Raw genomic sequence first — 15,811 nt, 5'->3', positions numbered from 1 at the left:
GAGGGACGACTCCCGTACCTGGTGCCGACTCCCCTATACCTCCCTGTGACAAGCTCTACGCCTCGGGAGGGCGGACTACGCAGGGGGCGTCGGCGACCGCTGCGTCACCGAGGCGGAAGGGCAGCGCCAGCTGACGACCGGCGGCGGCGGGGACGAGGGCGGAGACCGTGAGGCCCACCAGGCGGACCGCCTCGGCCGGAGGCGCAGGCCGATACAGGAGCGCCTCCCCGAGCGCGAGCAACTCGTCCTCGTCCGATACCGGCGCGGTCACCGTCGCGCTTCGCTGAGTGATCACGAACGCGGCGCTCTTGAGCTTGAGCGTCAGCGTGCGGCCCGCCAGCCCGTGGCGCGCCAGCCGACGCGCCAGCTCCTCGGCGATCGGCGCCAGCTTCTCGGCGAGCGCGGGCCCGCCCCGAGCGTCGCGCCGGAACGTCCGCTCGACGCCGACCGACTTGCGGATGCGCGAGGTACGGACCGGCCGGGTGTCGTCGCACCGGGCCACGCGCGCCAGCCACGCGCCCGTCTTCCCGAGCGTCGCGCGGAGGTCCGCCTCGGTTCGCGCCTGGAGGTCGGCCCCGGTCTCGATGCCGAGCGCGCGGAGCCGCCTGGCGGTCGCCGGGCCGACGCCGTGGAAGTCCTCGACCGCGAGGGATGCGAGCACGCCGTGCGCCTGGTCCGGCGTGATGACGCGGATCCCGTCGGGCTTGGCCATCCCCGACGCCGTCTTGGCGAGGAACTTCCCGAACGACACGCCCGCGCTGGCGGGCAACCCCGTCGCGTCGCGGATGTCGGCGCGGATGGCCTGGGCGATCAGCGTTCCGGACGCGGGGCCCGCCAGCGGCTCGGTCACGTCGAGGTAGGCCTCGTCGAGCGACATCGGCTCCACGAGGTCGGTGTAATGAAAGAACACCTTGCGGACTTGCTCGCTGGCCTCGCGGTACGCATCGAACCGGCCGCGCACGACGACGAGCTCGGGGCACCGCCGCCGGGCGTGCGCCATCGGCATCGCGCTGTGGATGCCGAACCGCCGGGCCTCGTAGCTCGCGGCCGCCACCACGCCCCGCCCGCTCGTCCCGCCGACGACGACGGGTCGCCCCCGCAGCGCGGGGTCGTCGCGTTGCTCGACGGACGCGAAGAACGCGTCCATGTCGACGTGGAGGATCTTGCGGGGCACGGGCCCGAGTCTAGCGGTGCCCGGTGCCAGCGGGCTGTCGGTTCTGGGGGGATCCGTGGTGGCCGAAGGGCCGGTGGCGGATGCCGATGGAGAGCACCACCCGCACGCCTGCCTACTGGCGTGAGCTCGGACGCCCTCCCACGTCCTCCGCCGGGGCGTTCGCGACGGAGATCCCTCGTCGGGGGGACGCCCCGGAGCACCACGCGGGCTTAGGGGCAGCCTACGTACGAGGTGGGTAGGCACGGGCCGGGTCCTCGCTGAGGACACGGTCGAGCGTTGCCACTAGCCGGTCGGCGTCGGCGGCGGAGAACACCATCGGGGGCTTGAGCTTGATCACGTTGTGGTCGGGCCCGTCGGTGCCGACCAGGATGCCGGCGTCGCGCATGCGCTCCGCGACGTAGCTCGCGATCTCCGGGGCCGGCGTGCGGGTGTCGCGGTCGGCCACCAGTTCGACGCCGACGAACAGGCCGAGCCCGCGCACGTCGCCGACGGCCGGATGGTGCGCCAGCCCGCGCAAGCCTGCCAGCAGCCGATCGCCGACCGCGAGCGCGTGCGCCTGGAGCCCCTCGTCCTCGATCACGTCGAGCACGGCCAGCCCGACGGCGCACGAGACGGGGTTGCCGCCGAACGTGTTGAAGTACTCCATGCCGTTCGCGAACGAGGCCGCGATCGCTGGCGTCGTCACGACCGCCGCGAGCGGGTGGCCGTTGCCGATCGGCTTGCCCATGGTCACGATGTCGGGCACGACGCCCTGGGTCTCGAACGCCCAGAAGGCCGCGCCGACACGTCCGAAGCCGACCTGCACCTCGTCGGCGATGCACACGGCGCCCGACGCACGGGCGTGCCCGTAGGCCTGCGCGAGGTACCCGTCCGGCAGCACCACCTGCCCGGCCACACCGGGAACGGACTCGGCGATGAACGCCGCCAGCGACTCGCGCTCGGCGATCTGGCGGACGTGCTCGGCGTAGCGCGCGGCGGTGTCGGCGCCCCGGTAGGAGCCCCGGTAGGGGTCGGGGAGGGGGGCGACGTGCGTACCTGGTGGCCGTCCGGAGCCGCCGCGGCCGGCGAATTTGTAGGGCGAGATGTCGATGAGCGCCGTCGTGTGGCCGTGGTAGGCGTGGTCCAGCACGGCCAGGTCGCGGCGGCCCGTGTGAGCGCGCGCCAGCCGAAGCGCTAGGTCGTTGGCCTCGCTGCCGCTGTTGACCAAAAAGCAGACCGAGAGCGGGTCGGGCAGCGTCGCCGCCAGCCGCTCGGCATAGGCCGCCAGCAGCGGGTGCAGGTAGCGCGTGTTCGTGTTGAGCACGGCCGCCTGGCGCTGCGCGGCCTCGACCACGCGCCGGTGCTCGTGCCCGACGTGGGCGACGTTGTTGACGGCGTCGAGGTAGGCCCACCCGTCGACGTCGTAGAGGTGGGCCCCGCGGCCCCGGACGATGGCGAGCGGGCGCTGGTACGACACGCTTAGCGACGGGGCGACGTGGGCGCGGCGTCCCGCTAGCAGGGCATCGGCGTCCGGCGCGTCGGGCGGGAAGGCGGCGGGGGGGACACGCGTGAGCAGGTTGGTGTCGGGCGACACGCTCAGCCACAGCGCGCGCTGGCTGACGGGCGCGACGCCGGGGAAGTCGTCGGTCATCCCCAGCCGGTCGGTGATGAGCTGGAGGTGGAGGTGCGGGGCCCAGCCGCCGTTCTCGTCGGGCGCGCCGAGGGCCGCGAACAGCTCGCCCGCCTCGACGCGATCGCCAAGGGCGAGGCGGCCGAGCGTGGCGTGGTCGAGGTGGCCGTAGAGCGTCCAGAACGGCGGGCAGCCAGGGGGGCGGTGTTCGAGGATGACCGTCGGGCCGTAGTCGAGGGGGGCGTCGTTGTCGGCGAGCGCGACGACGGTGCCCGCCAGCGGCGCGGCGACCGGTGTGCCGGCAGGCAGGTACAGGTCGAGGCCGATGTGGATGGTCCGCCGCTCGCCGCCGGTGCCGAAGTGGTCGGCCGCGTAGACGATGCGGGCCTCGTCGTAGCGCCCGACGCCGACGGCCGCGCCCACGTCCGCCATCCGGTCGACGAGCGCGTCCGCGAACAGCATCGGCTCGCCGCGCCCGAGGTCGGGCCACTCGGCGCTACCGACGCTGAAGTCGAAGACGTGGACGGGCGCCGTGGCGGGGTCCGGGGCGACGACCGGCGCGAGCGTGTCGGCGTGCTCGCGGAGCCAGCGCGTGACGGCGGGGGCGGTCGGGGAGGGGGCCCACCCGCACGCGTGGCGGACGGCGATCTCGACGAGCCGGTCGGGTAGGGCGTCCCACCGCGCGAGCGCGTCCCACGCGGGCGACTCGCTGACGGTGAGGTACGTGTTGTCGGGCTCGGCGGCGGCGCTGGCGGCGGCCATGCAGCCCGAGACCGCTAGCCGTGCGCCGACGAGCGGCGCCAGCACGGCCACCTCGGCCTCGGTCAGCGGGCGCTCGGCGTGGAAGCCGCCCGCCACGTCGGCTGCTGCCGCCAGCACGTCGTGGGTCCGCATCACGGCGTACGCGACGGCGACGGCCAGCTCGGCCACGGCGACGGTGTGCACCAAGTCACCGAAGTCGATCAGCCCGACGACCGGCCGCTCTGCGACGGGTTCGGCGCCGACGAGCACGTTGAACTCGTTCGCGTCGCCATGCACGACGGCCCATGGCAACGCCGCCAGCGCGTCCCCAACGCGAGCGAACCGCGCCAGCGCTCGGTCGACGAGCTGCTGGCGGGCGGGGGCGTCGACCGAGGCGCGCGTGCGGTTGAGGGTGGCCGGGGCGTGCCGCACGTCCCATTCGAGCTCGCGGTGTGCGCCAGGGTGGTCGAAGTCGGCGAGCCCGACGGCGACCTGCCCGGCGAGCGCGCCGACCCGGCGGCGCAAGCCGGGCGTTTGGGGCGTGGTGTGGCCGTAGGGGACCCCGTCGAGCCACGTCACCAGCCGGGCCGCGTGGCGCTGCCCATCACCGTCGACCCACACGAGGTCGCCGCCGTCGCGTGCCGGGACGACGGCGGGGACCGGCAGCCCGCGCTCGGACAGGTGCCGCATCGCGGCCGTCTGCGCCGCGAGCGTGGCCGCGTCTTCCGCCGCGCTCGCCAGCTTGAGCACGTACCAGCCCTCCGCGGTGTCGAGGCGGACGTTCTGGTCGGCGTAGCTGGGCAACGCCGACGGCGCCCCCTCGATTCCCCAGAGGTCGCGCGCGAGCGAGGCGGCGTCGGCGAGCGAGAGGCGCGGGCGGTGGGCGGCGTCGGACATGGGCGGGCGGCGGGGCCCGGCAAGATCGGACGTGGTGTGGATCCGGTACGAGGTCGGGTCCAAGACCGTCACCCTGCTCCTTTCCAGAGCATCGTCAGGTACCTCGTCCCCTCCGCACCTCGGAATCCCTGCTCTACAGCGCCACGCGCAGGCCGCCGGAGAATCGGAACCCGGTCAGCGTCTGCCCGCCGACGGACTCTAGGAGCCCCTGTGTGTACGTCCCCCCAGCGCGGAGGGTGATGCCCGGCGAGACCTCGACGGCGGCCGTCCCGCCGACGTCGAGGAGCACCTGCTGCTCGGCCAAGAACGACGCCAGCTCGATTCCATTCTCGGGTGTCGAGACGGTGCCGTAGTACCGCGCGCCGCCGGTGACGGCGACCTCGGCGGTCCGGGGGCCGAAGCCGAGCGCCAGCGCCACCTGGGCCTGCTGAGGGCGCCGGTAGGCGACCGGGCGGCCCGACGCGGGCACGACGCCGTCGAAGACGTGGCGGTAGCGGGCGAGCAGCCGGGCGCGCGCCGCGCCGCCGTCGAGCGTCAGCCGCATCGTCCCCGCGATCTTGTCGCCGGGGCTGAACGACTGGCCCGCATAGGCGTCGTCGCCATAGAGCACGTACGAGCCTTCGAGTGCGAACGACGAGCTCCCGCCAAACCCGATGTCGACGCCAGTCGACAGGATGATCTCGTCGGCGGGGGCGTACGTCGAGGAGTCGGCTGCGAACAGGGTGTAGCCGCCGTGCGTGGCGTAGGCGGCGCCGATCCCCAGGGCCATGTTCTCGCCCGAGGGCACGGCGAGAGTAAGGGCCGGGGCGATGGTAGTGCCCTGGCCGAGGCTGGGGAGGGCGAAGGCGAAGTCGTCGAGCGCGAGCGCGGCGGCGGTCGCGAACTCGTCGTCGGCGAGCGCCGTCTGGCCGGTCGGGAGGCTGGCGGTGAGCGACAGGTCGAGCAGGGCCGGCCCCAGGGGGCGGCGGTACGAGGCCCCGAGCTGGGTGTCGCCCAGACCGCTCAACGACGCCAACCCGTCGCCCTCGACGGTCGCGTAGACGGCTCGAGCGGACAGCGAGAGGCCGTCCATCACCTCGGCGACGATCAGGATCGGGACGGCCACCTCGGAGACGCTCCGGTCGGGTCCGGTCTCGTAGCTCTGTACCACGGCGCTGGCGTCGACGGTGACGGCGGGCTGGGCCGATACGCTGGCGACGGCCGCCAGCAGGAGGACGACGAGGGAGAGGCGGGTCATCTCAGCGGGGGCGCGTGACGCGGACAGCGGACCGGCTGCCGTCGGCGTCGAGGCGAAGGAGATAGGCGCCCGCCGCCACCCGGCGGCCGGCGCCATCGTGGCCGTCCCACGACAACAAGTGAGCGCCGGCGTCGAGGTCGTCGAGCAGCAGCACGCGGACGACGCGGCCCAGCACGTCCACCACGTCGGCGCGGACGGGGCCAGGCGCGGCCAGGCGGAATGGCACGGTGACAATCCCGGCAGACGGGTTCGGGCTCGGACGGCCCAAGGTCGGCTCGGCGACGGCGTCGGTGGCCCGCAAGCGCAGGCTCCGAGTGGGGACGCCCACCAGCGCCGGAACGGTCACGCGGCCGTCGGAGACGGCCAGCGTTACGCCCCGGTCGAGGTCGTCGACGGCGAGCCCGCCGGGCCAGTCGCCCAGCGTCTCGACGCGCACCACGGCGTCGGCGTCCGTCGTCAGCGCGAGCGTCCAGTCGGCGTCGCTGCGGAACTGGCCGAGCCAGTCGGCGCCGCTCTCGCGGACAGCGAGGCGGATGCCGTCGTCGACGGCGGGGGGCTTGTGTAGGTCGGTCCGCCCGCCGCTGGCGCCCCGGACGCCGACGACGACCGCGTCGGACCGGCCGGCGGCGCTGGCCGTCACACGCGCCGCGCGGGCGCCGGGACCGGCTTGGTCGAGGAGCCGGGCCGCGAGCGGGCGGTCGTCGGCGGTTCGAGCATCGACCGCGCGGGGCGTGGCCGAAAAGCGGAGCGCGGTCGGTCCGCCCGAGTTGAACACGAAGTACCCCTCGAAGGGCCGCAGCACCGTCTGGCCGCCCGCGTACTGGCCGTCGAAAGCGACGGGCGCCTCGACGCTGGCCGGCCGGTCCACGTCGGCCCAGGCGATGGGGAAGAGGAACGGGTTGCCGATCTGCGTCCACCCCGACGCCAGCGGGACCGTGATGGCGTCGGGGACCGTGGCCCCGTCCCCCACGCGGAAGCCCGCCGACAGACCGCCCTCAATGTCGAACGCGCCGCCGCCGCTGGTGATGAGCCAGTACCCCTCTCCGGGCTGGACCAGTTGGATGGCCCCGTCGGCGATGGCGTCGAGCGCGCGGCCTGCGGCTTCGTTCCACCGCAGGAGCCGCCACTGGCTCGGGTCGCCACCGGGGCCGAAGTCGTCGCCGAAGACGGCGAGGGGGGCGGCGTTGCCGAGCGTTACCGGGAGCCCGCCGAAATCGCCGAGTCGAGCGGGGACCGTCACCATCCGGTACTGACGGGCCGGGAGCGCGAGGTCGGCGGCGAGCGCGGGCAGGAACGACGGGAGCCGGAACGGGAACGCTTCGGGATTGGACTGGGGCGTCGAGAAGGTCTGACCGTCGATGACGTACCGAGCGAAGGCGTCGATGCCCTGCGGCGGGGCCGGGAACGGGAGCTCCACGCGCCACACGCCATTCCCGATGTCTGCGGCGACGAGTTCCTGGTAGGCGACCGAGCCGACCGGACGGACAAACGCCGACACCGACTGCGGGGCGCTGGCGGAGAAGGTGATGACCGCAGTCACGGGGAGCCCGGCGATCGGGAGCGCCGGCTCCACGGAGACGGTGACCGACTGCGCCCAGGCGGGGGCGGCGGCGACGACGGCCGCGAGGAGGACGAGGCGGAGCGGCGTCATGGGGCGTTGCGACCAGGCGGCGGGGGGGGGGCGGGGAGGGGGCCGAGGGCGCCGGCCTCGCTGCCTTCGACGCCTGGCTCGCGGGTCTCGGAGCCCGGGACGACGTGGCCCCCGAGCGACTCGCGGAGCGCGGCCGACCGCCGGGCGACCAGGCTGGACGTCACGCCGGCGACGCCGCCGGGCGGCGCCACGCCCGCGGCGAGGGTGGCGCCGGCCGGCGCGGTGCTGGCGGCGGAGAGCGACGCGTTGTCGCGGGTGCGGGCCGCCAGCCCGAAGCCCGGGTCCCGAGCGATCGCTTCCCCGAACAGTCGATCGGCGCCGGCGTAGTCGCCGTCGTCTTCCAGGAGCAGCGCCCGGCTGAACAGGAGGAAGGCGAGGATGTCCTCGGTTTCAGGCTCCAGAATCTGCGCCCGGGCCTGCTCGCTGAGTACGATGCCGAGCGAGGCGAGGACATCCAGCGTCACCTGGTTCTGAACGCGGAGGAGGTCGGTGATCCCGCCTTCGGTGGTCTCGATGCCGCGGAGGGTGCCTTGCCACACGGCCGACTCGATGCGGACGGCCTGCCCCTGCACGTCGATCTCGCCGCCCACCAGCCGGTCGGCCCGGAGCATGCGGCCGGTCCGTGGGGCCGTGGCCGGGTCGAGCACGCCCGCGCGCGCCAGCTCCGACTCGGCGAGCAGCGCCTGGAGCCGAATCCGCTCGACGACGGGCAGGGACCCGAGGGAGGCGAGGTCGACCGAGACCACTTCGGCGAGCCCGCGACCGATCGCGTTGTACGTCGGGTCGTCGCCCCGGTACGCGAACGGCAGGACGGCGACGGCGTCGGCGCCATCGATCGAGTCGAGGCTGTCCTCCGTCGCGAGCGCCGTCGCGAACTGCGTCCTCAGGCGGGCGCGGACGAGCGCGTCGAGGCGGCCCCGAAGGGAGTCGCGATAGGCGTCGCCCGCGTCGACGGAGAGGTAGCGGGCGTAGGCGCCCTCCGCCTGGTCCACCCGCCCGTTGGCTTCGTAGACGAGCCCAGCGAGGAACAGCGTCTGGCCGTCGGTCCCGTTGATGGCGAGCGCCCGCGCCAGCGCGTCGATGGCAGCGGGGTAGTCGCCATCCAGGGCGAGAAAGGCGCCCAGGTCACGGAGCGCGGTCGCGTCGTCCGGGGCGGCGGCGACGCGGGATTCGAGGTCGGCCCGGGTGGGCGCGGCCGCCGGGCCCGCGCACGCAGCGAGCGCCAAGGCCAGAAGGAGGGCGGCGGCGCGCATCACTGGTTGGAGGCCATGAAGGGCTCGACGCCCTCCGTCAGCCGGGACTCGGCGCGGGCATAGCTCGGGTCGATGGAGAGCGCCAGTTCGTACTGGGCGGCGGCCCCGGCGTAGTCCTCGGACTCCTCGAGCGCCAGCCCCCGTGCGTAGGCGATCACGGCGTCGAGCGACTGCGGCGGCGCGGACGCGACGTCCGGAGCGGGGAGCTGCACGTCGACCGCGCCGGCGATCAGGTCGCTCATGCACAGCACCATGTCGTCGAAGTCGTCGGCGGGCCCTTCCAGGCGCTCGGAGAGCAGGATCCGGCCGGTCTCGACGTCGACCACGCGTGCCGTCATCAGCAGGTCGGTCCCGGACTTGATGTAGGTCCCGAACACGACCTGGTCGGCGCCGAGCAGCCGGCCCGCCTCGCGCCCGGCGGCCTCGCCGGTGCCGAGCGCGGCCTCGTCGAGCAACCACTGCAGACGGACGCGCTCGACGAGCGTCAACTCGGTCGAGCCGCGCATCCGGTCGATCATCAGGGCCGGGAAGCCCAGGCGGAGCGGGTCCACCTCGTCGTGGTCGGTGATGGAGCCGTTGGTGAAGTCGGCGATCGCCAACACGGTCCCCCGGTCGCCGCCGACCGCGTACGAGCCGTCGGCGTCGCGGCGGACTTCGTAGAACGACTCCAGGAGCGCGAGCGGCTCCACGTCGGGGTCGAGGCGGACCTGCGGGGGCTCGGTCGCGACGAGCTGGCGGAGCGCCTCGGTGGCCCCGGCCCTGTCGCCGAGGGCGAGGCGCGTCCGGCCGAGCAGGCGGAGCGCGACGCGCTGGACGGGCCCGTTGCCCCCCGTGGCGACGGCCGCGAACTGGGCGGCGGCCTCGTCGAAGCGGGCGCCGTCGTAGGCGGCCTTGGCGGCGTCGAGCGCAGCGCTCTGGCCCTGCACGTCGGCGTAGCCCGGCTCGACCGGCGGCGGCGACGGGGCGGGCGGCGGGCCCTGGGCAACGCGCACGGTCGCCGCTCGCTCGCACCCGGTGATGCCATCGCCGGTGGCCGAGATGGCCCCCCCAGACCCACCGCACGCGGTAAGGGCGACGGCGGCAGAGAGGAGAAGAAGCGGGGCGTAGCGCATGGCTAGTTGGCTTGGCGGACCTGGAAGGAGAGGTCGACGGGGGGGAGTGGGCTGTCGGTGAACCGGGGAGGGACATCGACCGTGACTAAGTCGTCGTTGACGACTTCATAGCCCCGGCGGCGGACGAAGACGGTGTGCCGACCGACGGGGAGTTGGAGCTGGGTCGGCGTCTGCGGGCCCGTCTGGCCATCCACCACGACGGCTGCCCAGCCGTCGCCCGTCGTCACCACGCGGACGGTGCGAGCGGGTGCGTAGCACCGGACGGGCGTCCGCTGGCCGGCGCGGACCGTGATGGTCGTCGTTTCAGAGAGCGGGCCCGCCGAGCAGCGAGCGGTGTAGGTGCCGGGTGCGAGGTCCCGGCTCCCATTCGAGATACCGGAACCGTCGACGGTGAGCGTCACGCCCGCCGGGGCGGACCCGTCGACGGCACCCATCTGAGGCGCCGCAGGGGGGGGAGCCGTGCGTGTCGGCGGCGCTTGTGCGACGGGCTGCGATTGCTGCGGGGCCGGCTGGTACACGACTTGGGGCGGCGCCGACTGGACGGGCTGTCCCGCCGGGGGCGAGGTCGGGTCGGCGGCCGCGAGGTCGCCCGGGATCACGTCGGTGGCGTCATCGATCTGCACCGGCGTCGTGTCGGGCGCGTCGCCGCCCGCCCCAGGGCTGGGGCCCGGGCCGGGCCACGCGGCCCACAGCGCCACCCCCGCGACGGCCGTCAGCACCACGGCGCCGACGCCCATCATCGCGGGCGACAGGCGTCGGCCCGAGGACGGCGCCTTGGGCGTGGTCTTGCGTGGCGGGGCGGTGGACGGGGCGGCCCCGGGGAGCCGGGTGAGCGTGGGCGTCGAGTCGTCGCCAGCGCCCGCGAGCGCATCGCGCATCTCGGCGGCGGAGCCGTAGCGCTGGTCGGGGTCGCGCTCCAAGGCCTTCATCAGCGCCGCGGCCACCTTGGGCGGCACGTCCTTCCGGAACTCGACCGGCGAGGGGAACGGGCCCTCGACGATGGCGCGCATCGTCGTGAAGTCGCCGCCGTCGCGGTCGAACGGGAGGCGCCCCGCGAGGGCCTCGTACGCCAGCAGGCCCAGCGAGAACAGGTCCGTCCGGTGGTCGAGCGTGGGTAGGGCGCGGACCTGCTCGGGCGACATGTACGCCAGCGTCCCGGCCACGGCCTGCGTCCGCGTCACGTCGCCGTCGGCGTCGACGCGCGCGAGCCCGAAGTCGGTGAGCTTGACGGTCTCGCGCTGGGTCAGCAGCACGTTGCGCGGCTTGATGTCGCGGTGGACGACGCCGACGGCATGGGCGGCTTCGAGCCCGAGCAGCATCTGCCGCAAGAGGGGCCAGAAGGCGGGCCACGACATCGGCCCGGCCGCCATCCGCTCGTGGAGGTCGCCGCCGTCGACGTACTCCATAACGATGAACAGGCCGTGCTCGGTCTCGCGGAGCGCCATCACGCGCACGATGTGGGGGCTGGCGACGCGCGCCATCGCGCGGGCCTCCGTCCGGAAGCGGCGGACGAAGGAGGCGTCGCTGGCGAGCTGCGCCGAGATCGACTTGAGGGCGACGGGGATGCCGAGTGCGGTGTCCTCGGCCTCGTACACGACGCCCATCCCGCCGCGCCCCAGCACGCGGTCGATGCGGTACTCACCGATAGAGACGCCGACCAGCGGGTCGGCAGGGGTGGAGTCTGCCATGTCTAGGGGACAATGTGGACGACGACGGCCGTGGCGTTGTCGCGGCTACCCAGGGTGCTGGCCAGGGCGACCAGCCAGTCGGCCGCCTCCTGCGGCCCGTAGGCGTGCACCGCCCGGGCGATCTCGTCGAGGCCGACCGGCGCCAGCCCATCGGAGCAGAGCAAGAAGCGGTCGCCGGGGAGGAGCGGGCCGGCGCTGCGGGCGTCGACCTCGACGCGCTCGCGGAAGCCGATGGCGCGCGTGAGGTGGTGGCCGCGTGTCTTGGCCAGGCTCGCCAGCGACGGGTCGTGGCGGGCGGCCTCGCCGATGGTGTGGTCGGTCGTGAGCTGCTCGACGTGCTCGCCTCGGATGCGGTAGGCGCGGCTGTCGCCGACGTGGCCGAGGTAGGCCTGCCCGTCGGAGAGCAGGAGCGTCGTGCAGGTCGTGCCCATCTCGCGGGGGTAGGGCCCCGAGTGCGCGCGCGCCCAGACGGCCGCATTCGCGGCCAGCAGAGCCTGCCGCAAGAGCGCCGCACGGTCGGGCTGGCGCCGGAAGCCGGGCCCGAACGAGCCCAGCACGGCGTCGACGGCCACGTCGCTGGCCTCGCCCCCCGCCTCGTGGCCGCCCATCCCGTCGGCCACGACGAGCACGGCGGGCTGGGGGACCGTCCGGCCGGGCACGTCGCCTGAGGCCACCGCGACGGCCGGCAGCACCCCGAGCGCGTCCTGGTTCTCGGAGCGCACGGCCCCGACATCGGTCCGTGCCCCGGTCGCCACGCGGAGCGTGGCGGCGGCGGGGGGCGCGTGGGAGCGGGCGGGGCGGGCGTCGGACATGGCGGGTGGGAGCTACTCCGAAGGCGCGGGCGTAGGGGCACGGCGGCGGTCGAGGGCGTCGGTGCCGAGGCGCACCGCGCGGCCCGCCGGCTGGCCGTCGGTGCGGATCCCGCCGCGGCCGCCCGCGAGCGCCACCTGCACCGGCGGGTCCATGTCGATCCCGAAAGACCGCGGCGACTGGCCGATGACGGCGGCAGCGAAAATGTTCATCACGTAGTCCTTGGTCTCGTTCGGCATCACCCCGCGATACTGCGTCAGGAAGCGCCAGTAGGTCCGGGACTGGGGATCGTTCTGGATGCCTGCCCGCCTCAGCTCCCTCTGGATGGCGTCCATGTTGCGCCGGATGCGGCCCTCCCCCCAGTTGTACGACGCGCACACGAGGAGCCCGCTGGCCTGCGCGAGGTGGCCGTAGATGTCGTTCAGGTAGCGCGCTGCGGCGTCGGCGGCGAGGGCGAAGTCGTGGCGCTCGTCGAGCGGATCGAACTGGTTGGTCGCCACGAGCGGGCCGGGCTCGAGTCCGTAGCGCTTGCCCGTCTCGGGGATGAACTGCCACGCGCCCTTGGCATAGCCGTACCGCGTCGCCGGGCCGACCGCGCGCGTGTTGAAGTCGGACTCCTGGAGCGAGAGGTAGAAGAACTCGGTCGCCATCCCGTGGCGCCGGAGGGCGTTCACCGCCACCACGTCGAAACCGTTGACCTGCGCGTGACGGACGGCCCGTTCAAACCGCCCGCTCCGCCGCCAGCGCGCCACATACGTCTTGATCTCGGCGACGAACGCGTCGGGGATCGCGAGCTCGCTCTCGCCGAACGCCCGCGCCACTTTGTAGATGGCCTCCTCCTCGGTCGTCAGCCCGTCGTAGACGCCGAGCCGCCGGACGAACCGGTCGTAGCGGGCGGCCGTCGCGCGCCGCGCCGCGAGCGCGCGGTCGAGGTCGACCTCCAGGCTGTCCGCGGCGTCGGGGTTGGCGTCGATCTCGGCCCGGAGCTGCCCCACCTGCTGGGCGACAGCCACCTCCGACGACTTGAGAAGCAGGAACAGCTCGGCCGCCTCGGCGCGGTACTGCACCGCCTGGTACTGGAGGTAGCCCGCGTACGCCAGCGCCACGATGCTGACTCCGACGGCCGCCAGGATCAGCGTTTTGAGCTTCGACCGCTCGCGGACGTGCGTCTCGGCCTGGGCCGTCTTCAGGTCGACGTAGGCTTGGCGGATGAACTTGGTCCGCTCCCCGGCCTCGGGGTCGTCGACGTCGCCGGTGAAGTAGCGGTCCACGACGGCGTCGTACGAGATGGCGCCGGGCGCGGCGGCTGTCGAGGGCGGCCCGGGAGCGGGGGGGGGCGGCGGCGGTCCCGAAGCAGGCGGGGCCGAAGGGGGCGGTGCAGGCCCGGGCGGCGCGACTGCGGGCGGCGGCACGGCGCTGGGCACGAACGCAGGGTCGGCTGGCCGGAAGGGATCGACCGAGCCACTCGGCGCGGCGTCGTCGGGGTCTACGGGGGGAAGCGCCTCGGGGAAGACGGGCGCCAGCGGGAGGTCCGCGGCAGGCTCCGGCGCGTCGTCGACGAGTGGGACCAGCCGCAGGGCCGGGCCGCCGTCGCCGACCTGCACCTCGGCGCCGTCGCCGATCGCGGCTTGCGTCACCCGCGCGCCGTCGACCAGCAGCCCGTTGGCGCTGCCGAGGTCGGTGATCTGCCAACTGCCGCCGACCGGCGCGGCTTCGAGGTGGCGACGGCTGACGCGCGTGTGGTCGAGCACCACGTCGCACCCCGGGTCGCGGCCGATCACGAACGGCGCGCGGAAGGTCCACGCGCGGTCCCCCCCCTCGACGCGGAGCGGAGGCGGGGCCGGGGGGCGGCCGCTATCCGCCATCCGTGGGGACCTCGACGCCGAACACGATCCCCACCGAGCGCGGCAGCACGGCCGACGGCGGGCGGAGCCGGACGCCCAGCATCCGGGTGGTCTCGGTGTCGTGTTCTTCGAGGTGCTGCACCGTCACCGCGTCGTCGGCAGCGCCCTCGGGGCCGAAGAAGGCGCGGAAGCGCTGCTCGATAAGCGCGGCGGCCGCCTCGGTCGGCATCCCGGCGGCTTCCTCGCCGACGGCGACCGCGCGCGAGGCCGCCAGCGCGGACAGCACGGCGGCCCCCCACGTCGGCTGCTCGCCGATTGGCGCAGCGGCCATCGCGGACGAGCCGATCACGGCGCGATCGGACCGGAGCGGGCCCGCGAACGCGAGCACGCCCGCCCGTGCGAGGTCGGCCAGCACGCTGTCGGGGAACGAGGTCGCGAGGGGGAGCGCGCCCATCCGGCCCTGGCGGACGACCAGGTCGGGGACGGCCTGCCCAGCGGCGGCGGTCGGCCACGCGCGCTCGCGGTGGGCGTGCGCCATCGCGCAGGCCACGAGCAGCGCCGCGCTGCCCCAGAGCCGGTCGCCGCCCTCAATGCCGAAGGCGGCGTCGCGGTGGTCGGGCCCGTAGGCGTGGCGGAGCAGGAACGGGGGGACGGCAAGGGCCAGGAACGCGGCCTCAGGACGGCTCCGGAGCGAGCGGAACGTGGCGTACTCGGGCCTCTGGAGGTGCGCCGTGGCCGGGGGCAGCTTGGCAAAGTCGGTCGGCACGTCGAGCCCGAAGAACGCCGCCGAGGCGCCGATGACGACGGGGACCTGCAGGCTCTCCCCCGAGCCGGCCAGGTCGACGAGGGCGTCGAGGTCGGCGGACGTCGCCTCCACGTCGTGCGCGACGACGACGGCCGCCAGCGGGACGGCGCCGGGCGCGTCGTGCTCGGGGAGCAGGATCTGGAAGTGGACCGCTTCGGCGACGGCGTGCTTCGGGGCCGCCAGCACGTCCATGCGGGCGCCGTCGCGAAAGCCGAGCCGGCCGACCAGCATCTTGAGCCCGCGCCATGCGGCCTCGGCGCGGCGCACGTCGGGGTGGGCGACGGCCGTCGCGAGCGGGGCGTGGAGCCGCTCGGACAGCCGCCCAGCGAGCGTCCGCGCCGCCGTCCGGTCGAGGTCGCCCGAGGGTGCGGCGGCCCCGATGAGCGCGTCGAGAGCGGGCGTCCGGGCGTCGCCCATGTCGACGAGCCCCAGGAGCGCATCGAGGGCGCCGTCGTCGTGGCTGGTGGGCGTGTCGCGGCGGGCGACGGCGTCGGCGAGCCCGTCGGCACCTGCGACGCCGGTTTCGTGCAGGCGCTGGCGGAGCGCGTCGAGCGTGAGCTTCCCTTCCGCGGCCTCGGTCAGTGCGTCGCGCGCCGCGACGGTCGCCGCAAGCGCGGGGACGCGTGCGGCGATGCCGGCCGGCGAGAAGGCGTCGAGCGCGTCGGCCGTCCACGCCAGCGCCGGTCCCTCGCCGACGGCTACCTCCAGGCGGGGGCCGTGCGCCTGCATCCGCGCCGTGAACGTGTCCGTGTCCACGGACCACACCCTGCGGCCGTCGGACCAGTCGGGCACGGGCGCTTGCGGGTCGAGGTCGGCCACGAGCATGAGCCGGAACGCCCCACCGACGGCGCGTTCGGAAGGACCGGGCACGGGCACTGCAACCTCAGTGCGGTCCGGGGTGGAGTTGATCTGGAAGCCGACGGAGGGGTGCTCGGACATGGGCGCGGGGCGGGCGATGCCGCAAAGCGCGGCTACCCGAATACACCGGAA

At 74.6% G+C, this 15,811-nt stretch carries 10 protein-coding genes; all 10 read right to left on the bottom strand.

Translation table 11 applies throughout. The features are described from left to right. Window positions 1-55: 55 nt before the first annotated feature. The 10 genes from dinB to ACLII4_RS17355 all read right to left on the bottom strand — a co-directional run bounded on the left by dinB (window position 56) and on the right by ACLII4_RS17355 (window position 15,760). Complete coding sequence (dinB, locus tag ACLII4_RS17400) at window positions 56-1,174, bottom strand: DNA polymerase IV (RefSeq protein ID WP_412068666.1); 1,119 nt, start codon at window positions 1,172-1,174, stop codon at window positions 56-58. Window positions 1,175-1,394: 220 nt separating this feature from the next. Beyond that, window positions 1,395-4,421: an aminotransferase class III-fold pyridoxal phosphate-dependent enzyme gene (locus ACLII4_RS17395; protein ID WP_412068665.1), complete on the bottom strand. Its 3,027-nt coding sequence runs from the start codon at window positions 4,419-4,421 to the stop codon at window positions 1,395-1,397. A 133-nt stretch (window positions 4,422-4,554) separates the two neighbouring features. Further along, window positions 4,555-5,658, bottom strand: coding sequence for a hypothetical protein (locus ACLII4_RS17390; protein WP_412068664.1), 1,104 nt, complete (start codon window positions 5,656-5,658; stop codon window positions 4,555-4,557). Between the two features lies 1 nt (window position 5,659). Then, window positions 5,660-7,309, bottom strand: a complete 1,650-nt coding sequence (locus ACLII4_RS17385; protein WP_412068663.1) for a FlgD immunoglobulin-like domain containing protein — start codon at window positions 7,307-7,309, stop codon at window positions 5,660-5,662. Beyond that, window positions 7,306-8,562 carry a CsgG/HfaB family protein gene (locus ACLII4_RS17380; RefSeq protein ID WP_412068662.1) on the bottom strand — a complete coding sequence of 419 codons (1,257 nt, stop codon included), beginning with the start codon at window positions 8,560-8,562 and terminating at the stop codon, window positions 7,306-7,308. Before ACLII4_RS17380 ends, ACLII4_RS17385 begins: the two co-directional genes overlap by 4 nt. Next, window positions 8,562-9,674, bottom strand: coding sequence for a hypothetical protein (locus tag ACLII4_RS17375; RefSeq protein ID WP_412068661.1), 1,113 nt, complete (start codon window positions 9,672-9,674; stop codon window positions 8,562-8,564). Before ACLII4_RS17375 ends, ACLII4_RS17380 begins: the two co-directional genes overlap by 1 nt. Window positions 9,675-9,676: 2 nt before the next feature. After that, complete coding sequence (locus ACLII4_RS17370) at window positions 9,677-11,362, bottom strand: serine/threonine-protein kinase (RefSeq protein ID WP_412068660.1); 1,686 nt, start codon at window positions 11,360-11,362, stop codon at window positions 9,677-9,679. A 2-nt stretch (window positions 11,363-11,364) separates the two neighbouring features. Then, window positions 11,365-12,174: a PP2C family protein-serine/threonine phosphatase gene (locus tag ACLII4_RS17365; protein ID WP_412068659.1), complete on the bottom strand. Its 810-nt coding sequence runs from the start codon at window positions 12,172-12,174 to the stop codon at window positions 11,365-11,367. A 12-nt stretch (window positions 12,175-12,186) separates the two neighbouring features. Further along, window positions 12,187-14,037 carry an FHA domain-containing protein gene (locus ACLII4_RS17360; protein WP_412068658.1) on the bottom strand — a complete coding sequence of 617 codons (1,851 nt, stop codon included), beginning with the start codon at window positions 14,035-14,037 and terminating at the stop codon, window positions 12,187-12,189. Next, complete coding sequence (locus tag ACLII4_RS17355; RefSeq protein WP_412068657.1) at window positions 14,027-15,760, bottom strand: type VI secretion system contractile sheath domain-containing protein; 1,734 nt, start codon at window positions 15,758-15,760, stop codon at window positions 14,027-14,029. The genes ACLII4_RS17360 and ACLII4_RS17355 overlap by 11 nt, the downstream gene beginning before the upstream one ends. Window positions 15,761-15,811: the final 51 nt, after the last annotated feature.

The sequence above is a fragment of the Rubrivirga aquatilis genome (assembly GCF_046845665.1).
GTDB lineage: Bacteria > Bacteroidota > Rhodothermia > Rhodothermales > Rubricoccaceae > Rubrivirga.
This window is presented reverse-complemented; position numbering and strand designations above follow the sequence as displayed.